Consider the following 22,430-nt stretch of genomic DNA (forward strand, 5'->3'; position numbering starts at 1 on the left):
CAAAGGGGAGACACCGTGTCCGATCATGACTCAGGTACCCGCACCAGCGTCGGGCTAGCCGACGTCGCCGCCCGGGTACCCGCCGTGTTGGCCGACGTGCCGGTGCTGGCGCGGGGGGGCGCTGACCGGGCTGTTGCCCCAGCGCAACTCCAAGGCGTCGATCGGCAGGGTGTTCCAGGATCGGGCCGCTCGCTACGGCGACCGGGTCTTCCTGCGGTTTGGTGACCAGCGATTGACCTACCGCGAAGCCAACGCGACCGCCAACCGCTACGCCGCGGTGCTGGCCGCACGGGGAGTCGGCCGCGGCGACGTGGTCGGCATCATGCTGCGCAACTCGCCCGACGCGGTGCTGATGATGCTGGCTGTGGTCAAATGCGGGGCGATTGCCGGCATGATCAACTACCACCAGCGCGGCGACGTGCTCGCTCACGGCCTGGGACTGCTCGACGCCAAAGTGCTGGTCGCGGAATCCGACCTGGTCAGCGCCGTCCTCGAGTCCGGGGCGCCCGCCGACCCGGTAACCATCGAGGAATTGCAGCGACTGGCGGCCACCGCGCCCGCCAACAATCCCCCCCTCGGCGTCGGCGGTGTTGGCCAAAGACACCGCGTTCTACATCTTCACGTCGGGCACGACCGGTTTCCCGAAAGCTAGCGTGATGACCCACTTCCGGTGGCTGCGGGCGTTGGCCGCGTTCGGCGGCGCGGGGCTGCGGCTGCACAGCAGCGACACGCTGTACTGCTGCCTGCCGCTGTACCACAACAACGCGCTGACGGTCGCGCTGGCCTCGGTGCTCACCTCCGGCGCCACGCTGGCGTTGGGCCGGTCGTTCTCGGCGTCACGGTTTTGGGACGAGGTGATCGCCAACGACGCGACCGCGTTCATCTACATCGGCGAGATCTGCCGCTACTTGCTCAACCAGCCGCCCAAGCCGACCGACCGCGCGCACAGGGTGCGGCTGATCGCCGGCAACGGGTTGCGCCCGGAGATCTGGGACGAGTTCACCGCCCGGTTCGGCATCGACCGGGTGTGTGAGTTCTACGCCGCCAGCGAGGGCAACACCGCATTCATCAACATCTTCAACGTGCCCAAGACGACCGGCATCTCGCCGTTGCCGTTGGCCTACGTGGAATACGATCCCGACACCGGCGCGCCGCTGCGTGACGACAATGGTCGGGTGCGCCGGGTACGGCCGGGGCAGCCGGGCCTGCTGCTGAGCCCGGTCAACTGGCTTCAGCCCTACGACGGCTACACCGATCCGACCGCCAGTGAAAAAAAGTTGGTGCGCAACGCTTTTCGTGAAGGTGACTGCTGGTTCAACACCGGCGACGTAATGAGGCCGCAGGGCATGGGACACGCCGCATTCGTCGACCGGCTCGGCGACACTTTCCGGTGGAAGGGCGAAAACGTCGCCACCACACAGGTCGAGGCGGCGCTGGCGTCCGACAAAGCCGTCGAGGAATGCGCGGTCTATGGGGTCGAAATACCACGCACCGGGGGCCGGGCCGGGATGGCCGCAGTCAAGCTGCGGGGCGACGCCGAGTTCGACGGCAAGGCGCTCGCGGAAACGGTGTACGACCGGCTGCCCGGGTACGCGTTACCGCTTTTCGTGCGGGTGGTGGAGTCGATGGAGCACACGACGACATTCAAAAGCCGCAAAGTCGACCTGCGCGAGCAGGCATATGGCCCCGGCATCGAGGACCCGCTGTATGTGTTGGCCGGCCGCGACGAGGGCTACGTGCCGTTTTACCCCCAATACCCCGACGAGGTCGCGGCCGGTAAGCGACCGCGGCCCTGAGCCGGACACGGGCAAGATAGGACGCGTGCACTCGACGCTGTGTGGCCGTCCGGTGGCCGCTGATCGTCCGCTGATCATGGCGATCGTCAACCGCACTCCGGACTCGTTTTACGACCGGGGCGCCACGTTCAGCGACGATGCGGCCAAGGCTGCCGCCCACCGCGCGATCGCCGACGGCGCCGACGTCATCGATGTCGGCGGCGTCAAGGCCGGGCCCGGCGACGACGTCGATGCCAGAACCGAAGCTGCGCGCGTGGTGCCGTTCATCGAATGGTTGCGTGCCGCGTACCCGGACCAGTTGATCAGCGTCGACACCTGGCGTTCGGAAGTGGCCCGGCTGGCCTGTCGCGCCGGCGCGGACCTGATCAACGACACGTGGGGCGGCGTCGACCCCGAGATGCCGGCAGTTGCTGGCGAATTCGGTGCCGGTCTGGTGTGCTCCCACACCGGGGGGGCGGCACCGCGAACCCGGCCGTTCCGGGTCAGCTACGGGACGACCACCCGCGGTGTGGTCGACGACGTGATCCGTGAGCTGACCGCCGCCGCAGAGCGCGCGGTCGCGGCCGGGGTTGCCCGCGACCGCATACTGATCGACCCCACCCATGACTTCGGCAAGAACACCTTCCACGGTTTGGCGTTGTTGCGCCACGTGGAAGATCTGGTAAACACCGGATGGCCCGTCTTGATGGCGCTCAGCAACAAGGACTTCGTCGGGGAGACTCTTGGCGTGGACCTCACCGAACGGCTGGAGGGGACACTGGCAGCCACTGCGCTTGCGGCCGCCGCCGGTGCCCGGATGTTCCGCGTGCACGAGGTGGCTCCCACGCGCCGAGTACTGGAGATGGTCGCGTCCATCCACGGGACCCGTCCGCCGACGCGCACGGTGAGAGGACTGGCATGACGGCATCAGACCTGGTCGATCTGGCCGGCGACGGAGTCCTGGTTGCCCGCCCCGGTGACACTTGGCTGCCCGACCGCAGCTGGAACCGCCCGGACTGGACAATCGCCGACTTGGAGGCGGCCAAGGCCGGTCGCAGGGTCTCGGTGGTGCTGCCGGCTCTCAACGAGGAAGAAACCATCGGATCGGTCATCGACAGCATCTCGCCGCTGGTCGGTGGGCTGGTCGACGAGCTGATCGTGCTGGACTCCGGCTCCACCGACGACACCGAGATCCGCGCCATCGCCGCCGGTGCCCGCGTCGTCACCCGGGAGCAGGCCCTGCCGGACGTTCCGCCGCGGCCGGGCAAGGGCGAGGTGTTGTGGCGTTCGCTTGCGGCCACCACGGGCGACGTCGTGGTCTTCGTCGACTCCGACCTGATCGACCCCGACCCGATGTTCGTGCCGTGGCTGGTCGCCCCGCTGCTTACCGGTGATGGCATCCACTTGGTCAAGAGCTTCTATCGACGGCCGTTGAACGTCAGCGGCAGCGCGGGCGCCACCGGCGGAGGCCGGGTGACCGAACTGGTGGCGCGACCGCTGCTGGCGGCGCTGCGACCTGAGCTGGGGCATGTGTTGCAGCCGCTGGGCGGTGAGTACGCGGCCAGCCGGGAGCTATTGATGTCGCTGCCGTTCGCGCCGGGTTACGGCGTGGAGATCGGGCTGCTGGTCGACACCTACGACCGGCTGGGTCTCGACGCAATCGCGCAGGTCAACCTCGGTGTGCGGGCGCACCGTAACCGGCCGCTGGCCGAGCTGGGTGCGATGAGCCGTCAGGTCATCGCCACGCTGTTGTCGCGCTGCGGCATCCCCGACTCTGGGGTCGGGTTGACCCAGTTCTTCGCCGACGGCGATGGTTACACCCCGCGCACGTGGCCCGTGTCGTTGGTGGACCGGCCGCCGATGAGTGCACTGCTTCCACGCTAAGACGCCCGCGACGGCGCGGCGCGGGATGAGGCAGGATCGTTGGCGTGGCGTTGGTGTTGCTGTATCTGGTGGTGCTGATTTTGCTGGCGCTTGTCCTGTTCGGCGTGGCCAGCCTCCTGTTCGGCCGCGGCGAACAGCTGCCGCCGCTGCCGCGGGCCACCACGGCAACCGTGCTGCCCGCCTCCGGTGTCACCGGCGCCGACGTCGAAGCGGTGAAATTCACCCAGGTGCTGCGGGGGTACAAGACCAGTGAGGTGGACTGGGTGCTGGATCGGCTCGGCCAGGAACTCGACCTGCTGCGCAGCCAGCTCGCGACGGCTACCTCCACGGCCGGGGCCGAAGACCGCGAAGACCTCCCAGACGACAAGGAACCGGGGTGACCGCGCCCGACGGCGGACTGATCCGCTGCCCGTGGGCGACCACCGAGCTGTACCGCGACTACCACGACCGTGAGTGGGGCCGTCCGGTGCGCGACGGGGTTGCGTTGTTCGAGCGGATGTGCCTGGAGGCCTTTCAGAGCGGACTGTCGTGGCTGATCATCCTGCGCAAGCGGGAGCACTTTCGGCGGGCCTTCGCAGGCTTCGACATCGAAACCGTCGCCGGCTACACCGACGCCGACGTGACCCGGTTGATGGCCGACGACACCATCGTGCGCAACCGGGCCAAGATCGAAGCCACCATCGCCAACGCGCGGGCGGCAGCGGCCCTGGGCTCCTCCGACGACCTAGCCGAGTTGCTGTGGTCGTTCGCGCCGCCCCCGCGGCCAAGGCCCGCCGACGCATCGGAAATCCCTTCGGCCACCGCCGAATCCACCGCCATGGCACGCGAACTCAAGCGGCGAGGGTTTCGGTTCGTCGGGCCCACCACCGCCTATGCCCTGATGCAGGCGAGCGGGATGGTCGACGACCACCTCAGCACCTGCTGGGTGCCTCTGTTGGCCCAGTAGGATTTCCCAGAACCGGGTCTTGTACACCCTGTCGGTCCCGATAGGGAACAATAGGGGGGTGAATTGGCAGTTCATTGCCGGGTATGGGGGGTCCCGGCCTGGACAAGGTCCGTGATGTCGGGCCGGCTCGAACCTGGAGGGAGTACTCGATGGCGGCGATGAAGCCCCGGACCGGAGACGGTCCTCTGGAAGCGACCAAGGAGGGGCGCGGCATCGTGATGCGGGTACCGCTAGAGGGCGGTGGTCGACTCGTCGTCGAGCTCACGCCCGACGAAGCCGCCGCACTGGGTGACGAACTGAAGGGCGTTACCAGCTAACCCGTCTCACCCAACCCATTGTGGGTCCGGCGAGCGGTCGCTGCTATGCGCACACCTTCCGGTAGATATCCAATGTCTGTTCAGCGATGTGCGCCCACGAGAATTCGTCGATGCACCGCTGACGACCGGCCCGGCCGTAGCGCTCGGCTTTCTCTGGGTCGGCGACCAAGGCATTGACCGCGTCGGCCAGCCCCGCTTCATAACCGGCCGGATCGGCGGGGTCGTAATTCACCAGCGACCCGGTGATTCCGTCGGCCACCACCTCCGGTATCCCGCCGACATCTGAGGCTACCACCGCGGTCGCGCAGGCCATTGCCTCGAGGTTGACGATACCCAGCGGTTCGTAGACCGATGGACACACGAAAACCATTGCAGAAGAAAGTATTTCACGTATCTGCCCGATGGGCAGCATCTCCCGGACCCAGAACACACCGGTGCGCTCACGGGCCAGTGCGGTTACCGCGGTGGCTACCTCTGCGGCGATCTCCGCGGTGTCGGGGGCGCCGGCGCAGAGCACCAGCTGGATGTCGGGGCTGAACCGGTGCCCGGCGGCCAGCAGGTGCGCGACCCCTTTTTGCCGGGTGATCCGCCCGACGAACGCCACGATCGGCCGACTGCGGTCCACGCCGAGCCGGGCTAGCACGGATTCGTCGCCTTGGGGATGGGCCGGATGCCACACGTCGGTGTCAATTCCGTTGCGCACCACATGCACTCGGCTCGGATCCAGCGCCGGGTACAGGCGCAGCACGTCGTCGCGCATGTCGGAGCTGACCGCGATGACGGCGTCGGCGGCGTTCAGCGCGGTGCCCTCCACCCACGACGACACCCGGTAGCCGCCGCCAAGCTGTTCGGCCTTCCACGGCCGCAACGGCTCCAGCGAGTGCGCGGTCGCCACATGCGGGATGTCATAAAGCAAGGCGGCCAGATGACCGGCCAGGCCGGTGTACCACGTGTGCGAGTGAACGACATTTGCGCCCGCGGCGGCGTGGGCCATCACCAAGTCGGTGGACAACGTCGCCAGCGCCGGGTTGGCGCCACGCAGTCGCGGGTCGGGCTGGTGCGCGGACGCCGTCGGGCGAGGAGCGCCCATGCAGTGCACGTCGACCTCGCACAGGCGGCGCAGCTGCGCGACGAGCTCGGTGACGTGCACGCCGGCACCGCCGTAGACCTCCGGCGGGTACTCCCGGGTCATCATCGCCACGCGCATACCGGCACGCTAGCGGCCCGGTGAGGAGTCGGGCCATCCGATCTACTGGTTTGCCCCTGCGATGTGGCGGCAATACTTAGGGCGAGCCGCGCCAAATTCCTTGACGGGCAGTCCGTCAACGTGGGCGAATCGAGCCAATGCCCTGGCAGGGGCTCACAGCGGCCGATAGGTTTGAGCCATGAGGGAAGCGCCACATGTGCTGGGCATCGTCCTGGCCGGGGGGGAGGGCAAGCGGCTTTATCCGTTAACCGCGGACCGGGCCAAGCCCGCGGTTCCCTTTGGCGGCGCCTACCGGTTGATCGACTTCGTATTGTCCAATCTCGTCAACGCCCGATACCTGCGGATCTGCGTTCTCACGCAATACAAGTCGCACTCCCTCGACCGCCACATATCGCAGAACTGGCGGCTCTCCGGCTTGGCCGGTGAATACATCACTCCGGTCCCTGCGCAGCAGCGACTCGGCCCACGCTGGTACACCGGCTCCGCCGACGCGATCTATCAGTCGATGAACCTCATCTACGACGAGGACCCCGACTACATAGTGGTTTTCGGGGCCGATCACGTGTACCGGATGGACCCCGAGCAGATGGTGCGGTTCCACATCGACAGCGGCGCGGGCGCGACGGTGGCTGGCATCCGGGTGCCCCGCTCGGAGGCGACGGCGTTCGGGTGCCTCGACGCCGACGACTCCGGTCGCATCCGCAGCTTTGTGGAGAAGCCCGCCGACCCGCCCGGCACGCCCGACGATCCGGAGTCCACGTTCGTGTCGATGGGCAACTACATCTTCACCACCAAGGTGCTCATCGACGCGATCCGCGCCGACGCCGAGGACGAGAATTCCGACCACGACATGGGCGGTGACATCATCCCCCGGCTGGTGGCCGACGGGTTAGCCGCGGTCTACGACTTCTCCGACAACGAGGTGCCGGGCGCCACCGACCGAGACCGGGGCTACTGGCGTGACGTCGGGACTTTGGACGCGTTCTACGACGCGCACATGGATCTGGTGTCGGTGCATCCGGTGTTCAATCTCTACAACAAGCGCTGGCCGATCCGCGGTGCGACCGAAAACCTGGCCCCGGCGAAGTTCGTCAACGGCGGGTCGGCGCAGGAGTCGGTGGTCGGTGCGGGCAGCATCATCTCCGCGGCGTCGGTGCGCAATTCGGTGCTGTCGTCGAACGTGGTTGTGGACGACGGCGCGATCGTCGAAGGCAGTGTGATCATGCCCGGCACCCGGGTGGGCCGCGGCGCCGTGGTGCGCCACGCGATCCTGGACAAGAATGTGGTCGTCGGGCCCGGCGAGATGGTCGGCGTCGACTTGGAAAAGGACCGGGAACGCTTCGCGGTCAGCGCTGGCGGCGTGGTTGCGGTCGGCAAAGGGGTGTGGATCTAGGGGCTCACCATAGGTAGGGCACCAGGTGGTAGCGCACCTGCTGCAGGTACTCGCGGTATCCACCGAGTCGCTGCGCGAGCAACTGTTCTTCGTCGCGGATGCGAAGCACCAATGCGACCAGTCCGGGTACGACGAAGACGAGTCCGCAGTACGAGCCGAGCGCAAGCGGGGTGCCCACCATCAAGATGACGTTGCCGGTGTACATCGGGTGTCGCACTAGCCCGTAGAGGCCGGTGGTGACGAGTTGCTGGTCTTCCTCCACGGTGACGTTGGCGGCTGCATAGCTGTTTTGGATGATCACCAGCATTGCGACGCCGAGGCCGATCGCGACCAGTACATCGCCGACCAGCGACACTGTCGCCGGCACCGGCGACCAGCCAAAGCGGTGGTCCAGTGCGCTGACCACGAACATGGCCGCAAAGCAGATGAACAACCCGGCGATAACGATCCGCTGCAGCGTTCTGGTCTCCGCCAATGGTCCGGCACGCATCCGCCGTTCCAGCGCGGCTGGGTTCGTCCGCAACAGATAGATGCTGGGAAGCCAAGTGGAAAGCGCGAACACGGCGAGAAATACCCAGGCCTGCCAATAGTGCAAGGTACCTGCCGGCAAGAACAACATCACGCCGAACACGAGCAGGCCTAAGGCAGCCGAGAGTGCGCCTTTACCAAAGGTTTTCATGCAGCTCTCCTCAACAACGCAGATCCCGACGTCGAAATGCCGCAAGTCCCGACGCGATCAGCGCCGCATCGGTCAGCAGCAACCACAGCAGCGGAACCGGTGTGAAGTTGCCGTCGCCCGCCCGCGGTATGTGAGTGAAGGGCTCTAGATCCAAAACCCATTGCGCAGAACCCGACAACGAGCCAAGCAGGTACAGCGCGACGAACCCGACGAGCACACCCCACGCCACTGACGCAAGCCGCGGCATCAGTCCGAACAGTGCAGCCGTGACCGCTGCGAGCAGCCACACGGCGGGCAGCTGTACGGCCGCAGTGCCGACGACCGTGGACAGCTTGCCGCCTACGTCACCGGCCGCTGTGCCGTAGCTGAGCCCAGCCGCTATCCCCGCAAGCACCATGGCGACCGCCGGCCCGGCGATTGCCATAGTCAAATGAGTTGCTGCCCAATGGATTCGACCCACAGCGCCAGCCAATATCGTTTCGGCTCGCTGGCTGGTCTCCTCTTGGTGCAGTCGCAAGCTGAGTGAGATGCTGAACGCGGCCGCTGCCATCCCCAGCATGGTGAATGCCACCGTGATGAAAGCCTGCTCCAGTGCACCGGTGCCGCCCATGCGCGCCACGATGTCGCGGGCAGCGGAGCTGCCGATCTCGTCGCCGACACCGTGCACGATGCTGCCGATCAGCAAGCCGTAAAGACACAGCCCGACGGTCCAGATCAGCACCGCACCACGGTCTAGCCGCCACGCCAAGCCGGCCGCGCCGCGCAGCGACCAGCCGGCCTTCCCGGGTCCCGGACGTTCGGCGATCAATCCCGCGCCAACGTCGCGCCGCGCCAACAGCAGGTAGGCCACGACGATCAGCACGACGGTCGTCAGCAGGTGTAGTGAGAGCACCCACCAGCGGTCCCCGGCATACGGGCGCACCTGCAACGACCAGCCCAGCGGCGACAGCCACGAAAGTGCACCGGAGCCGGCGTCACCGATGGCGCGCAGCGAAAACGCAACCGCCAGCACCGCGAAGGCCGCGCTGCGGGTAAAGCGGGCGCTGGGTGACAGTTGTGCCGCCACCGCTGCCACGGCGGTGAACACGAGACCGGATGCGGCCAGCGCCGCGCCAAAGGCAAGCGATCCGCCGGAAGGCACGTTGGTGCTCAGCAGGCCGGCGGCACCGATCGCGCCGGTGGCAATTGAGGCCCCGGACGACAACAGCAAGGCAGCCGTCAGACTGGCGTATCGGCCGACCGACGTCGAGTCGAGCAACTCGGCCCGGCCGGTCTCTTCGTCGGCGCGGGTATGGCGAATCACCGTGAGGATCACCGCGATAGCGATCAGCAGATGGAACATCCCGGCCTTCCAGACGCCGACGGCGCCGAGGTTGTCCGCATAGATTTGCCCGTAGAGCGCCCGCTGGGCCGGGCTGGCCATGATCGAGGCCGCAAACGCAGCCCGGGCGGCCTGGTCCGGATACACCTTCTCGATGCTGCCGACGTACACAGTCGCCAACGGCACCGACAGCAGCAGCACCCACAGCGGCAGCACGATGCGGTCACGGCGCAGATACAGCCGGAGAAGCCCAAGTGTTCCGGAAAAGTTCCATTTCCGCGCCGGCGACGCCTGGTGAGCAGGTCGGTGCGGTCGGTCCAGCGTGGCTGTCGTCATGCCGATACCTCCTGCCTGCTGTGGTCCCGTTGGCCGTCGACGCCGTAGTGGCGCAGGAAGAGTTCCTCCAGGGTCGGCGGCTGACTGACCAGGCTGCGCACACCGGCGTCGCCGAGAACCCGTATCAGCTCGCCGAGGCTTTCGCTGTCGACGTGGGCACGCACGGTTTTGCCTTCGACGCTGACGTTTTCGACACCTTTGATTCGTGTGAGATCGCCTGGGTCGCCGATCATTTCGGCCTTGATTGAGGTTCGGCTGAGATGGCGCATGTCGTCCAGGGAACCGCTCTCGACGGTCTTGCCGGCCCGGATGATGGTCACTCGATCGCAGACCGCCTCGGTTTCGGCCAGGATGTGGCTGGACAGCAGTATGGTCACGCCGCGATCGCGTGCTTCGCGCACGCACTCTTGAAAGACATGCTCCATCAACGGGTCTAGGCCACTGCTGGGCTCATCGAGCAGCAGTAGTCGTGCCTGCGAGGAAAACGCGGATATCAGCGAAACCTTCTGGCGATTGCCCTTCGAATACGTGCGGGCCTTCTTGCGTGGATCGAGGTCGAAGCGTTCGATCAATTCCGCACGCCGCTTCTCATCGATGCCGCCGCGCATGCGGGCCAGCAAGTCGATCGTCTCCCCGCCGGTGAGATTCGGCCACAAAGTCACATCGCCTGGCACATAGGCGATCTGGCGATGTAGCTCCACAGCGTCGGTCCATGGGTCGCCGCCCAGCAGGCGGGCTGTGCCTCCGTCGGCTTTCACGACACCGAGCAGAATGCGGATGGTCGTCGACTTGCCCGCACCGTTGGGGCCGAGGAAGCCATGCACCTCGCCCTCGCGCACTGTGAGTTCTAACCCATCCAGAGCCCGCACTGCGCCGAAGCTTTTTCTTAGGCCGTGAATTTCGATAGCAGCTTGACGGTCGTCAACTGACATTGGCTTCTCCTTGATCGGCTCGGCCTTCTGCTTGGGCGAGAAATGCGTCGTACATGGTCCGGTCCGCCATCAGGCCTTCGGTAGAGACCTCGAGGGCCGGCAGCACCATGTCACGCGCGTAATCGCGCAGCACTGCCCGCAGATCCGTAGGGGTTTCGTGCATCTGCAGATACAACAGAAAGCCGCCGCCACTGGTGATAGCCAGATACTTGGCCCTGGCCGCTGGATCGCGGCTGGGTTTGATGGTGCCGGCCCGCACACCCTCTTCGAGATATTGCTCGGTGTTGTCGATCATCCTGTGCCACAACATTTTTGCTAACTCGCCACCGGACATCATGCTGCGGACCAGGTAAGCCATCATCGGCGCGTACGATTCGATTTCGGCCATCTGCGCAAACCAGGTGGCCGGATCATTGGATCGCACGGCCTCGGACTTTTCGCTGCGGATCTGCTCGGCGACGTAGTCGTCGCAGGCTTTGCGCAGGCCTTCCTTGGAGCCGAAGTGGTGGATCACCAGCGCGGCGCTCACCCCTGCCGCTTCGGCGATCCTTCGCAGTCCGACGTCGAACCCATGCTCACCGAACTGCTCGATGGCCGCATCGCGAATCCGGGCGGCCGCGGTCAGATCGGCTGAACGCATGTTCAATAGACTAAACGCACGTTCAGCCTGCGGTCAAGGGGGCGGCCCGTAAGCGATTCGTAAAAACTCGTAAAAACTCAGTCGCGGACCGCGGCCAGCAGTCCGTCCCCGAGCGGTACCAATGCGGGCGTAAGGCGTTCGTCTTCGGCGATGAGCCTCGCCGCCTCGCGCACCGCTGCCACCTCCGCATCATGTGCGGCAGGGTCGTTGGCCCGGCCGCCCAGCGCCGCCCGATGCACGACCGCGACACCGCCCGAGCGGAGCAGGCGCACGCCCTCGACGACGTAATCCGGCTGGTCGACGGGATCGGCGTCGATGAATACCAGGTCGTAGGACTCGTCGGCAAGCCGGGTCAGTACCTCTTGCGCGCGCCCGCTTATCAGACGTGTGCGTGACGGCGCGATGCCAGCCTCGGCGAAGGCTTGTTTGGCGATCCGCTGGTATTCCGGCTCGATATCGATCGTGGTCAAGACACCGTCGTCGCGCATACCCGACAACAGCCACAACCCACTGACCCCCGCGCCGGTGCCCACTTCCACGACGGCCTTTCCGCCGCTGAGCTTGACCAGCACGCTCAGCAGTGCGCCGACCGCGGGTGTGACGGCGTCGGCCCCGATTTCCGCCGCGCGGTCGCGGGCCGCAGCGAGGATCGCATCCTCAGAGATCGAGCCCTCGGCGTGCGCCAACAGGGATTCGGCCCGGCTCGCCGGGACCGCCTGGCCCGAAGTGTGGTTGGTGCTGGCCATGCCCGCAGCGTAGGTGCAATCGAAGTCGCACCCTGACAGGCGCGCCCGGCCCGATAGCGTCGACACGCCCGGACGCGTCCAGTGTTCAACGTCACACACCGGGGAATAGCCGCACTACAGTAGGGGTGCGGTCCCGTTTCTCAGTGAAAGCTCAGTCTGCTCATATGCCGGCCACACGCCGATACGCGACGGTATCTGCATGGAACGCGGGGAATGGTCTGGGAATACACCTGAGATTCCCGGCGTTGGGGGCGGTGACGAACTGCCGACGATTTATCGCGGTCTCGACCCGGAGGAACTAATCATCACCACATTGATCGGCCCAGCGAGCATGTCGCACCCCGAGCGGTATCGCGACGCCGACTGGGTGGAACTTTCTGACGAGCCCTACGGCACCGCAGTCTTCGACGCGACCGGGGACAAGGCCACGATGCCGTCGTGGGATGAGCTGGTGCGCCAGCACGCGGACCGGGTATACCGGCTGGCCTACCGGCTTTCGGGCAACCAGCACGACGCCGAGGACCTGACCCAGGAGACCTTCATCCGGGTGTTCCGTTCGGTGCAGAACTACCAGCCCGGCACATTCGAAGGCTGGCTGCACCGCATCACCACGAACCTGTTCCTGGACATGGTGCGCCGCCGCTGCCGCATCAGGATGGAAGCGTTGCCCGAGGATTACGACCGGGTGCCCGCCGCCGAGCCCAACCCCGAGCAGATCTACCACGACGCCCGGTTGGCCCCCGACCTGCAGGCCGCGCTGGATTCGCTGCCCCCGGAGTTTCGCGCCGCGGTGGTGTTGTGCGACATCGAGGGTTTGTCCTACGAAGAGATCGGCGCCACGTTGGGGGTGAAGCTGGGCACCGTGCGCAGCCGCATTCACCGGGGCCGACAGGCGCTGCGCGACTATTTGGCGGCCCACCCCGAGCATGACCGAGGCGCAACCCAGGACGCCGCGGAAAAGTCTGCATAGCGCCGCGCCGGCGGTTCATCGGCTGTTCACGGATGTCCGGCATGAGGCAGCGCGCTACATTCAAAGTAGTGCCGTGTAGGCCTGGGTAAATGTCGAGAGGAGCAGGTGATGGCCGATCGGGGACAAGTGTTCCGCCGAGCGTTCTCCTGGCTGCCCTCGCAATTTGCCTCCCAGAGCGACGCGCCCGTGGGCGCGCCACGCCAGTTCGGCTCCACGGAGCACCTGTCCACCGAGGCCATCGCCGCATTTGTCGACGGTGAACTGCGGATGAATGCGCACCTGCGCGCCGCGCATCACCTGTCGCTGTGTGCCCAGTGCGCCGCCGAGGTTGAGGACCAAAGCCGTGCGCGCGCCGCGCTGCGCGACTCGCATCCGATCAGAATCCCCAGCACGTTGCTCGGCATGCTGTCGCAGATCCCCTATTCTCGGCCCGACCACGTAGCCCGGCTCGACGGCGACGTCCCGGGATCTGATCTGTCCGACCAATTGGCTGATGGCGGTGCGCATGACCGGCGCAAACGCCGCTAGCGTAGGCAAGCGGCGCGCGATGCGGTGCATACGCCCCGACCGCGCGTTCTCTCGAGCGCCCAGAAGAGGATGACGTGAGCTCCGATCGCGACCACCACGGCGCCCATCGGCTGGCGCCGCGTCCCATTTCCCGACCACCCGTCGACCCGGCCTCGCGGCAGGCGTTCGGCCGCCCCGCCGGGGTGCAGGGTTCATTTGTCGCCGAAGGGGTGCGCCCGCCGAAATACCGGAACCAGACCGAGTTCGTCCCGCATGAGCAGCCTGCCGACCCCGTGCTGGCCGAGGCCTTCGGCCGGCCCTTCCCGGGTGCCGAATCGTTGCAGCGTCATCCGGCCGACGCCGGAGCGCTCGAGGCTGAAAAACGCACAGACGGCGAAGAGCCTGATGATCCGTGGCGTGACCCTGGCGCCGCTGCGGCCTTGGGTAGACCGGCGCTGACGCCGCCGGCTCCCGAGCCCCGGTTTGGCCGTGGCGACAAACTCGGCGTGCGAGATGTGCTCTTCGGCGGCAAGGTGTCCTCTCGGGCGCTGATCATCCTGGGCGTAGTCGCGTTGCTCATCGGTCTGGTCGGGGGATGGGTCGGCCGCAAGACGGCTGAAGTTGCCGAGGCGTTCACCACGTCCAAGGTCACGCTGTCCACCAAGGGCAACGCCGAAGAGCCAGCCGGGCGCTTTGCCAAGGTCGCCGCGTCCGTGGCCGATTCGGTCGTGACCGTCGAATCGGTCAGCGACCAAGAAGGCACCCAAGGCTCCGGTGTCGTCATCGACGGGCGCGGCTACATCGTCACCAACAACCACGTCATCTCCGATGCGGCCAACAACCCGAGCCAGTACAAGACCACGGTGGTGTTCAACGACGGCAAAGACGTGCCGGCGAATCTGGTGGGCCGCGATCCCAAGACCGACTTGGCCGTGCTCAAAGTGGACAACGTGAACAACCTGACGGTGGCCCGGCTCGGCGACTCGGACAAGGTGCGCGTCGGTGACGAGGTACTGGCCGCCGGTGCGCCGCTGGGCTTGCGCAGCACGGTCACCCACGGGATCATCAGCGCCGTGCACCGGCCCGTCCCGTTATCGGGGGAGGGCTCGGATACCGACACCGTGATCGACGCCGTACAGACCGATGCGTCGATCAACCACGGCAACTCGGGCGGGCCGCTGATCGACATGGATTCCCAGGTCATCGGCATCAACACCGCTGGCAAGTCGCTGTCGGACAGCGCCAGCGGGCTGGGCTTCGCCATCCCGGTGAATGAGGCGAAAAGGGTTGCGCAGAGCCTGATCCGGGACGGCAAGATCGTGCACCCGACGCTGGGGGTCAACACCCGCTCAGTGAGCAACGAGCTCGCCAAGGGTGCCCAGGTCGCCAACGTCAAGGCGGGCAGTCCCGCCGAGAAGGGCGGCATCCTGGAAAACGACGTGGTGATCAAGGTCGGCAACCGCACCGTCGCCGACGCCGACGAGATGGTGGTTGCTGTGCGTCAGCTGACGATCGGGCAAGACGCGCCGATCGAAGTTATCCGCGAAGGTCGCCACGTCACCCTCACGGTCAAACCCGGACCGGACACCAGCTAGATGTTCGCCAACGTCGGCTGGGGGGAAATGCTCGTCCTGGTGGTGGTCGGGCTGGTGATCCTCGGCCCCGAGCGGCTTCCAGGCGCGATCCGCTGGACGGCCAACGCGCTACGGCAGGCGCGCGACTACCTCAGCGACATGACCAACCAGCTGCGCCGGGACATCGGACCGGAATTCGACGATTTGCGGGAGCCGCTGAGCGAGCTGCAGAAGCTGCGCGGTATGACGCCGCGCGCAGCGCTGACCAAACACTTGCTCGACGGCGACGACTCGCTGTTTCGGGTGTTCGACCGGCCCGGCGGCGGTGCCGTCCAGCCGGCGCCGTATCAGCCTGAGCCGCCGCCCACGCCAGCGCCGCCGGTCGCAGGCCCTGCCCCGTTCGACGCCGACGCGACCTGATCAGCGGCCGGCTCTGGCGGCCTCGATCGGGACGATCACCGTAAGCCGGTCCCCGTTGACGACGTGGTAGGCGTCGTAGCGGTAGACCGTCGGGTCGCAGTGCGGGGTCAGCAGCTCGACGCGTTCGCCGAGGCACATACGGGCGCACCCGGGGGCCGGGTGAGTGCGCCGTGTTCGTCTCCGTGACCAGACGCACACGCTCGATTCGTTGGCTCAATGGTGTGCGCTCAGCCCGCGAACATTGGCGCGGCGAACGAAGAAGGCTGTCGGGTTGAGTCCGCTTCAGCTGCTGCAACGGGTGCGCCTGGAGCGCTCGCTTCGTTTGCTGCGGACGACTCGGATGTCGCTGGACGAGGTCGCCGCCGCGGTCGGGCTGGCCGATCCGGCCACGCTGCACAGGCTGGTGAAGCGGCACACCGGCCGATCGCCCGGGGCGCTGCGTCCGTCCCCGGGCGGGCACCGGCCGCTTAACGCCGCGCCGGGTCGAGGCCCAGCGACATGCCGGCCAACCCGCGACGCCGCGACGACAACGCGTCGGCGATGCTGCGCAGCTCCTTGCCCGCCGCCGAGTCGGGTGCGCTCAACACGATCGGCACACCGGAATCGCCGGCGGCGACCAGCGCCGGATCCAGCGGAATCTGGCCCAGCAGCGGCACGTCGGCACCGACCGCGCGGGACAGCCGCTCGGCGACCTGCCGGCCGCCGCCCTCACCGAACACCTGCAATTTGGCGCCGTCGGGCAACACCAGCCACGACATGTTCTCCACCACTCCGACAATGCGCTGGCGGGTCTGCAACGCGATGCTGCCCGCGCGCTCGGCCACCTCGGCGGCGGCGTGCTGCGGTGTGGTCACCACCAGGATTTCGGCGTTCGGGATCAGTTGCGCCACCGAGATCGCGACGTCACCGGTGCCCGGGGGCAGGTCCAGCAGCAGCACGTCCAGATCGCCCCAATACACGTCGGCCAGGAACTGTTGCAGTGCCCGGTGCAGCATCGGGCCGCGCCACGCCACCGGGGCGTTGCCCTTGGTAAACATCGCAATCGATATGACCCGCACGTCGTGGGCGATGGGTGGCAGGATCATCGACTCGACCTGGGTGGGCCGATCGGTGGTGCCCATCATCCGCGGGATGGAATGGCCGTGGATGTCGGCGTCGAGCACGCCGACCGACAACCCCCGAGCGGCCATTGCCGCGGCCAGGTTGACGGTCACCGTCGATTTGCCGACCCCGCCTTTGCCGGAGGCGACCGCGTAGACCCTGGTCAGCGATCCGGGTTGCGCGAAAGGGATCACCGGTTCTCGGGCGTCCCCGCGCAGTTGCTTGCGCAGCTCGGTGCGCTGCTCATCGCTCATCACGTCGAGACCGACCTTGACCGCGCCGGTACCGGGAACATCGGCGACCGCGCGGGTGACGCGCTCGCTGATTTCGGTTTTCTTCGGACAGGCGGCGGTCGTCAGGTAGATCTCGACGTGCACCGCGTGGTCGGGCGCGACCTCGACGTTTTTGACCATCCCGAGTTCGGTGATGGGACGCCGCAACTCGGGATCGATCACTTTGGCCAGCGCGGCCCGAACGGCGGCGGTCAGCTCCGCGGTGTCATCGTGAGGCTTGGACATCACCGCCGAGTGTAGTTCGGCGGCGAGGCCGGCCGAGTCGGCCGAAAAGGAACTGAGCCATCGGTGCGGGCGGCCGACGGTGTCGGCGGGTCAGTTGGCGGGCGCGGGACCGGGCGGTGGGCCCGGCTGCTGGGCGGCGGGGCCCGGTCGCGTCGGCGGGGAGCCGGGCTGGGGTCCGACCGGCCCGGCAGCCGGCGCCGCGCCTGGCGGACCGGGCTGCGGTCCGGTAGGGGGCCGGCCGGCTGCGCTGCGGGCACGCCGGGGGCCGTCATGTCAGCCGTCGGCGGGCCTGACGGTGACGGTACTGTGCCCGCGGGCTGTTGGGCGGGGTCCGGGCCGATGCAGATGAGGGTGCAGGACGGCGCGCGGGGAGCCGACGACTGCCATGGCCACATCGGCTGCTGGGCCGGCATGGTCGACTGGCCCAAGTCGATCAGCGGCATCTGCGCCAGTGGGTCGGTCGACGGCAGGCCATGGATATTGAGCGGCAACCCGGGCCCCAGGCCCTCCGGATTCTCCAGATGGATGTCGCCAAGCGGCGGTGGCGGACCCGTCAGCGGTGGCAGGTCCACCGGAACCACGCCGGTGGCGTATGCCGCTGCCCAGCCCAGCACGTTGCGGGCGTACGGCATTGAGTTGTTGTAGCGCAGGATCGCAGCTATCACCTGCGACGAATCACGCAGGTTGAGCCCTCCGCTGCAGAGGTAGCGGGCGGCGGCCAGCGTCGAGTCGTACAGGTTCTGGGGGTCGGCCACCCCGTCGCCGTCGCCGTCGGAGGCATAATGCGCCCACGTTCCGGGTAGGAACTGCATCGGCCCCATCGCCCGGGCGTAGGTCACCCGGCCGGCGGTGCTGTTCTGGACGATGACTGCATTACCGGGCAGCGTGCCGTCCAGCGCTGGACCGTAGATCGGTCGTATCGCAGTGCCGCGAGCATCGGTGGCACCGCCGTTGGCGTGCATTGATTCGATGCGGCCGATGCCGGCGAGCAGGTTCCAACTGACGCCGCAGCCAGGATCGGCCGTGGCCATGATCTGTTCGGCGTTGCGGTAGGCCGACAGCGCCAGCTTCGGGATTCCCAGCACGCCCGGGGCGTTGACGACGAAAGCCGGCGGCGGAGCCGAGAGGTTTGCCGCCGCAACGCGGAATCTGCTCGGCCGACGTGCGACCGCGATGACCGTCGGGCGGGAAAGGTCGGCGGAGGACCGGGTGATTGCTGCCACGGGCGTGATGCCGGGGCCGCGCGGCGACGGCGCCGGCCCCGGAAAGCGCGGAGCCGCGGCGCCGACAGCCCCGGCGAACATCAGCGGAGTGATCATGGCCAGGCCGAACACCGGAGTCCGTGCGGCGCGGGCTGCGTGGTCCCGCAGAGCACTGGCGGCGGCCGCGCTGAAGGCCGGTGCCCGGGCCACCCGGTGCCGCAGCGACGTGAAGACGGCCGCTGCCAGCGTCGGCGTCCGTCCCGCGCGGGCCAGTTGTCGCCGCATGGCGGCAAGGGTCGGGCGTGCCCCCGATCGTCCCCCTATGCGCACTCGACCGTCCTCAGTTGTGACTCAAGCGTTCGTGAACCCGAAAAGGGCGTCGTGAACTAGGTCACCATACATAACTCTCGTGGTGGCAGTGGCAACAATGGCGGAGTTGGCTGGGCGGTTCAGCTGTGCCGCTTGGCGCGACGATCCGCGCCGTCGGCCGCACGGACCGGCTTCTCAGGCTGCCGATCCTCGAGGAGCTCACGCAGACCTTCCAATTCGTGGCGCAGGTAGTCGCGAGTCTTTTGCACCTCGCCGATGGCCAGCCGCAGCGCGGCCAGCTCGCGAGCCAGATATTCGGTGTCGGCCTTGGTCTGCGCGGCGCGGCGACGATCTTCCTCGAGCGCGACGCGGTCGCGGTTCTCCTGGCGGTTCTGGGCCAGCAGGATCAGCGGCGCGGCGTACGCGGCCTGCGTGGAGAAAGCCAGGTTAAGCAGGATGAACGGGTAGGGGTCCCAGCGGAAGCCCGCCGCGGACACGTTCAGCGCGATCCAGGCCACCACGACGACGGTCTGCAGTAGCAGATAGCGGCCGGTGCCGAAAAAGCGGGCGATGGATTCGGTGATCTGCCCGACCGCTTCGGGGTCGACGCGCGGCGCGGCCACCCGCGACGTGCGTGGAGTGTAGAGCCGCTGCCGCGGGGTATTGCTCACGAGGTGCTCCCGACGCCGTCCAGCGCGGCTTCTTCGTCCGCCTCCCGCCAGTCGGGTGGCAGCAGGTGGTCGAGCACATCATCGACGGTCACCGCCCCGAGGAGGTGGCTCCGGTCATCGACCACCGGCCCGCACAGCAAGTTGTAGGCGGCGAAATAGCGGGTCAACGGCGCCAGCGGCAGCTCCGGTGTCAGGGTGGGCAGATCGGCGTCGACGATTCCGCCGACGAGGGTGGCCGGTGGCTCACGCAGCAGCCGCTGCAGGTGTACACAGCCCAGGTATCGACCGGTCGGGGTCGCCGTCGGTGGGCGTGCTACAAACACCAGCGAAGACAGCGCCGGAGTGAGATCGGGGTCTCGCACCCGGGCCAGTGCTTCGGCGACCGTGGTGTCCGGTGTCAGCACAATCGGGTCGGACGTCATCAACCCGCCGGCGGTATTGGGGGAGTGCGTGAGCAGTCGTCGCACCGGGTCGGACTCGCCGGGATCCATTCGGCCCAAAAGCATCTCGGCCTCAGCCGGATTCATTGCACCGAGGAGGTCCGCGGCGTCGTCGGGGTCCATCGCCGCCAGCACATCCGCCGCGCGTTCGGCGCCCAGCTGCTCCAGCAGGTCGGCTTGGTCGTCTTCTGGCAGCTCTTGCAGGATGTCGGCCAACCGGTCGTCGTCAATGGCGCTGACCACTTCGTAGCGCCGCTTGGGCGGTAGTTCCCGGATGGCATCGGCCACCTCCACCGGCCGCAGCCCTTCGAACTGTTGCAACAACTGCGCCACCGCCTGCCCCGGCATCGCCAGCGCCGACGGCGTCAGACCCACCACGTTGTGCCAGTCGACGATGTGGGCCGCGCCGCGCCGGCCCAACCGGCGCGGGATGCGCACGGCGACCCTGGTCACCATCCAGTCGCGGGTCCGGGTCTGCTCGATCCCCAGATCGGTGATGACGACGTCGGTATCGGCCAGCTGCGGCAGTTCCGGGTCGTTGACCCGCACCCGGGTGTCGAGCACCTGACCCAGGACCAGCGCTTCACCGGGCCGCTGCTCGAACCGGCGCAGCGACACGTTAGCGGTGGTGAGAGTGACCGCGTTCGGCTCGATCGCCGCAACCCGCAGCATCGGGACGAAAATGCGACGCCGGGTCACCAGTTCGACCACCAGCCCAAGCACGCGTGGCTGCTGGCGAACAATGCTGATGCTGATCACGACGTCGCGAACCCGTCCCAACGATTCGCCCATCGGGCCCAGGACCAGCATTCTCGCCAGCCGCGCGACATAGACCCTGTTGACCGACGTCATGGATGCCAGGGTAGGAGTGAAAGCGTGAACGACGCCTATCGACCCCGCCGCACCTGTCTGTCGGTGCCGGGCAGCAGCCAGAAGATGATCGACAAGGCCAAAGGCCTGCCCGCCGACGAGGTTTTCCTCGACCTCGAAGATGCCGTGGCGCCGGCCGCCAAGTCCTCGGCGCGTGCCCGGGTGGCCGCCGCGCTGGGCGAACCGGGATGGGCCGGACAACTGCGCGGGGTTCGGGTCAACGACTGGACCACCCCGTGGACGCACGCCGACGTCATCGAGGTGGTCTCGGCCGTCGGCGCCACACCAGGGGCCCAGCTCGACGTAATGGTGCTGCCCAAGGTCTCCGACGCGTCGCATGTGCACGCGCTTGACCTGCTGCTGACCCAACTGGAGACCGTCCACGGGCTGCCCGTCGGCGGTATCGGCATCGACGTGCAGATCGAAGACGCCCAGGGTCTGACGAACATCAACGCGATCGCGGCCGCGCCGCGGGTCCAGGCGCTGGTGCTCGGCCCCGCCGACCTGACCGCCAGCCTCAACATGCGTGCCCGTGTGGTCGGCGAACAGCCCGAGGGTTACGACGTCGGAGACGCCTACCACCATGCGCTGATGACGATTTTGGTGGCGGCTCGCGCCCATGGTGTGGCCGCGATCGACGGGCCCTACCTCAAGGTCCGCGACATCGAGGCGTTCCGGCGCGTTGCGGGCCGGTCGGCGGCTCTGGGTTACGACGGCAAATGGGTGTTGCATCCGGATCAGATCGCTGCGGGCAACGAGATCTTCAGCCCTCGCCAGGACGAATACGACCACGCCGAGCTGGTGCTCGAAGCCTATGAATGGCATACCTCGGCCGCGGGCGGAGCTCGGGGCGCGGTAATGCTCGGCGACGAGATGATCGACGAGGCCAGCCGCAAAATGGCGCTGGTTGTGGCCGCTAAGGGCCGGGCGGCTGGAATGCGGCGCCAGTCGGGGCCATTCGTGCCACCGACGGATCACAAGCAGGCTAGCGCAGCGCGTAAATCGTGATGATCAGGTTCACCAGCAGGGTGGCGACACCGACCACGATGCCGGCGACGGCCAGGCCGTAGCCCTCCTGGCGGGTCTGCTTGATCTGGTTGAGTGCCACCGCGCCCAACACGATGCCGACGATGGAGCCGATCCCGCACAGCAACCCGATGAACGACGCGACCAGGGAGGCGATGGCCAGCGTGTTCGTGCCGGGCTGCGGCGGGGGCCCGTAGCCCCCCGAATAATCCGGCCCAGGGTAGCCACCCGGATACGGCTGGCCGTAACCGCCCGCCGAGGAGCCGTACTCCGGCGGTCCCGGGGGATACGACGCGCTGTAGCCAGACTCGTTTTGGTAGCCCGGGGGCGCCCCGTAACCGGTAGGCGGCGGGCCGGGTGGCGGATAACTGGGCTGCTGGTAACCGGGCGGAGGATAAGCCGGTGGTGGATAGCCTGGCGTCGGTGGAGCCTCGAATCCCGAGGGTGGCGGCTCGAATCCGGAGAACGCAGGCTCGCCGGCAGCATTTCGCTCGGACTCACCCGGAGGTTGCCCACTCGACCCGGGTTTTGTGCCGCCGTCGTGCGCGTTCTCGCCGGAATCGCCACCGGGAGTTGTCATGCGTTTCAACCTAGCTTATGACCTGCTGGCGTGTGTGGTCATAGTCGGCGGGCACCAACGGCTGAT

22 protein-coding genes and 3 pseudogenes are annotated in these 22,430 nt (G+C 67.4%); 13 read left to right on the forward strand and 12 right to left on the reverse strand.

All coding sequences use genetic code 11. From position 1 onward, the window contains the following. The first annotated feature begins 15 nt into the window (after nt 1-15). The 6 genes and pseudogenes from fadD6 to MHEC_RS07055 all read left to right on the forward strand — a co-directional run bounded on the left by fadD6 (nt 16) and on the right by MHEC_RS07055 (nt 4,922). Nucleotides 16-1,796, forward strand: a pseudogene (gene fadD6 / locus MHEC_RS07030) (long-chain-acyl-CoA synthetase FadD6). A 76-nt stretch (nt 1,797-1,872) separates the two neighbouring features. Continuing rightward, on the forward strand, nt 1,873-2,697 hold the full coding sequence (gene folP, locus MHEC_RS07035; RefSeq protein ID WP_236591525.1) for a dihydropteroate synthase: 825 nt from the start codon (nt 1,873-1,875) through the stop codon (nt 2,695-2,697). After that, nucleotides 2,694-3,659, forward strand: a complete 966-nt coding sequence (locus tag MHEC_RS07040) for a glucosyl-3-phosphoglycerate synthase (protein ID WP_085197640.1) — start codon at nt 2,694-2,696, stop codon at nt 3,657-3,659. Before folP ends, MHEC_RS07040 begins: the two co-directional genes overlap by 4 nt. 44 nt (nt 3,660-3,703) lie before the next feature. Next, nucleotides 3,704-4,039: a DivIVA domain-containing protein gene (locus tag MHEC_RS07045; protein WP_085197642.1), complete on the forward strand. Its 336-nt coding sequence runs from the start codon at nt 3,704-3,706 to the stop codon at nt 4,037-4,039. Beyond that, nucleotides 4,036-4,605, forward strand: coding sequence for a DNA-3-methyladenine glycosylase I (locus MHEC_RS07050; protein WP_201399474.1), 570 nt, complete (start codon nt 4,036-4,038; stop codon nt 4,603-4,605). Before MHEC_RS07045 ends, MHEC_RS07050 begins: the two co-directional genes overlap by 4 nt. 149 nt (nt 4,606-4,754) lie before the next feature. Next, complete coding sequence (locus tag MHEC_RS07055) at nt 4,755-4,922, forward strand: DUF3117 domain-containing protein (RefSeq protein WP_003406247.1); 168 nt, start codon at nt 4,755-4,757, stop codon at nt 4,920-4,922. A 43-nt stretch (nt 4,923-4,965) separates the two neighbouring features. On the opposite strand, the gene glgA is transcribed toward MHEC_RS07055, so the two are convergent. Then, the gene (gene glgA / locus MHEC_RS07060) at nt 4,966-6,129 is read right to left on the reverse strand and encodes a glycogen synthase (RefSeq protein ID WP_003922390.1); all 1,164 of its coding nucleotides are present in this window, start codon (nt 6,127-6,129) and stop codon (nt 4,966-4,968) included. A 178-nt stretch (nt 6,130-6,307) separates the two neighbouring features. On the opposite strand from glgA, the gene glgC reads away from it, so the two are divergent. Further along, entirely contained in the window at nt 6,308-7,522 is a 1,215-nt protein-coding gene (gene glgC / locus MHEC_RS07065) for a glucose-1-phosphate adenylyltransferase (RefSeq protein WP_003922389.1), read from the forward strand. A 4-nt stretch (nt 7,523-7,526) separates the two neighbouring features. Here the strand turns inward: glgC and MHEC_RS07070 are convergent, their stop codons facing one another. The 5 genes from MHEC_RS07070 to MHEC_RS07090 form a co-directional block, all read right to left on the reverse strand. Further along, nucleotides 7,527-8,201 carry a methyltransferase family protein gene (locus tag MHEC_RS07070; RefSeq protein WP_003922388.1) on the reverse strand — a complete coding sequence of 225 codons (675 nt, stop codon included), beginning with the start codon at nt 8,199-8,201 and terminating at the stop codon, nt 7,527-7,529. Nucleotides 8,202-8,211: 10 nt separating this feature from the next. Continuing rightward, on the reverse strand, nt 8,212-9,858 hold the full coding sequence (locus tag MHEC_RS07075; protein ID WP_201399476.1) for an ABC transporter permease: 1,647 nt from the start codon (nt 9,856-9,858) through the stop codon (nt 8,212-8,214). Then, entirely contained in the window at nt 9,855-10,790 is a 936-nt protein-coding gene (locus tag MHEC_RS07080; protein WP_201399478.1) for an ABC transporter ATP-binding protein, read from the reverse strand. The genes MHEC_RS07075 and MHEC_RS07080 overlap by 4 nt, the downstream gene beginning before the upstream one ends. Then, nucleotides 10,780-11,430: a TetR/AcrR family transcriptional regulator gene (locus tag MHEC_RS07085; RefSeq protein WP_201399480.1), complete on the reverse strand. Its 651-nt coding sequence runs from the start codon at nt 11,428-11,430 to the stop codon at nt 10,780-10,782. Before MHEC_RS07085 ends, MHEC_RS07080 begins: the two co-directional genes overlap by 11 nt. A gap of 77 nt (nt 11,431-11,507) precedes the next feature. Next, nucleotides 11,508-12,176, reverse strand: a complete 669-nt coding sequence (locus tag MHEC_RS07090; protein ID WP_003922384.1) for an O-methyltransferase — start codon at nt 12,174-12,176, stop codon at nt 11,508-11,510. A gap of 199 nt (nt 12,177-12,375) precedes the next feature. Between MHEC_RS07090 and sigE the strand changes: the two genes are divergently transcribed. From sigE to tatB, 4 genes are all read left to right on the forward strand, one after another. Further along, nucleotides 12,376-13,146 carry an RNA polymerase sigma factor SigE gene (gene sigE, locus MHEC_RS07095; RefSeq protein ID WP_201399487.1) on the forward strand — a complete coding sequence of 257 codons (771 nt, stop codon included), beginning with the start codon at nt 12,376-12,378 and terminating at the stop codon, nt 13,144-13,146. 108 nt (nt 13,147-13,254) lie between these two features. After that, nucleotides 13,255-13,674 carry an anti-sigma E factor RseA gene (gene rseA / locus MHEC_RS07100; RefSeq protein ID WP_048891644.1) on the forward strand — a complete coding sequence of 140 codons (420 nt, stop codon included), beginning with the start codon at nt 13,255-13,257 and terminating at the stop codon, nt 13,672-13,674. A gap of 74 nt (nt 13,675-13,748) precedes the next feature. Continuing rightward, a complete protein-coding gene (gene htrA, locus MHEC_RS07105; RefSeq protein WP_048891645.1) occupies nt 13,749-15,248 on the forward strand; it encodes a serine protease HtrA in 1,500 nt (499 codons plus the stop codon). After that, nucleotides 15,249-15,647, forward strand: a complete 399-nt coding sequence (gene tatB / locus MHEC_RS07110) for a Sec-independent protein translocase protein TatB (protein WP_048891646.1) — start codon at nt 15,249-15,251, stop codon at nt 15,645-15,647. Here the strand turns inward: tatB and MHEC_RS07115 are convergent, their stop codons facing one another. Continuing rightward, nucleotides 15,648-15,785 (reverse strand): hypothetical protein, encoded by a 138-nt coding sequence (locus MHEC_RS07115; protein WP_142358673.1) that lies wholly within the window; start codon nt 15,783-15,785, stop codon nt 15,648-15,650. A gap of 25 nt (nt 15,786-15,810) precedes the next feature. On the opposite strand from MHEC_RS07115, the pseudogene MHEC_RS07120 reads away from it, so the two are divergent. Then, nucleotides 15,811-16,077: pseudogene (locus tag MHEC_RS07120) on the forward strand (helix-turn-helix domain-containing protein); the annotation flags it as partial. A gap of 37 nt (nt 16,078-16,114) precedes the next feature. Here MHEC_RS07120 and MHEC_RS07125 read toward each other — a convergent pair. The 4 genes and pseudogenes from MHEC_RS07125 to MHEC_RS07140 all read right to left on the reverse strand — a co-directional run bounded on the left by MHEC_RS07125 (nt 16,115) and on the right by MHEC_RS07140 (nt 20,740). Then, complete coding sequence (locus MHEC_RS07125) at nt 16,115-17,266, reverse strand: Mrp/NBP35 family ATP-binding protein (protein WP_048891647.1); 1,152 nt, start codon at nt 17,264-17,266, stop codon at nt 16,115-16,117. A 90-nt stretch (nt 17,267-17,356) separates the two neighbouring features. Then, nucleotides 17,357-18,585: pseudogene (locus MHEC_RS07130) on the reverse strand (lytic transglycosylase domain-containing protein). Nucleotides 18,586-18,917: 332 nt separating this feature from the next. Then, nucleotides 18,918-19,448 carry a DUF1003 domain-containing protein gene (locus tag MHEC_RS07135; protein WP_048891648.1) on the reverse strand — a complete coding sequence of 177 codons (531 nt, stop codon included), beginning with the start codon at nt 19,446-19,448 and terminating at the stop codon, nt 18,918-18,920. Continuing rightward, nucleotides 19,445-20,740, reverse strand: a complete 1,296-nt coding sequence (locus MHEC_RS07140; RefSeq protein WP_201399489.1) for a magnesium transporter MgtE N-terminal domain-containing protein — start codon at nt 20,738-20,740, stop codon at nt 19,445-19,447. Before MHEC_RS07140 ends, MHEC_RS07135 begins: the two co-directional genes overlap by 4 nt. A gap of 24 nt (nt 20,741-20,764) precedes the next feature. Between MHEC_RS07140 and MHEC_RS07145 the strand changes: the two genes are divergently transcribed. Continuing rightward, nucleotides 20,765-21,766, forward strand: a complete 1,002-nt coding sequence (locus MHEC_RS07145; protein ID WP_003922375.1) for an HpcH/HpaI aldolase/citrate lyase family protein — start codon at nt 20,765-20,767, stop codon at nt 21,764-21,766. Here the strand turns inward: MHEC_RS07145 and MHEC_RS07150 are convergent. Further along, entirely contained in the window at nt 21,744-22,364 is a 621-nt protein-coding gene (locus MHEC_RS07150) for a DUF4190 domain-containing protein (RefSeq protein WP_003922374.1), read from the reverse strand. The two genes, MHEC_RS07145 and MHEC_RS07150, sit on opposite strands and share 23 nt — an antisense overlap. Between the last annotated feature and the right edge of the window lie 66 nt (nt 22,365-22,430).

The sequence above is a fragment of the Mycobacterium heckeshornense genome (assembly GCF_016592155.1).
Classification (GTDB): Bacteria; Actinomycetota; Actinomycetes; order Mycobacteriales; family Mycobacteriaceae; genus Mycobacterium; species Mycobacterium heckeshornense.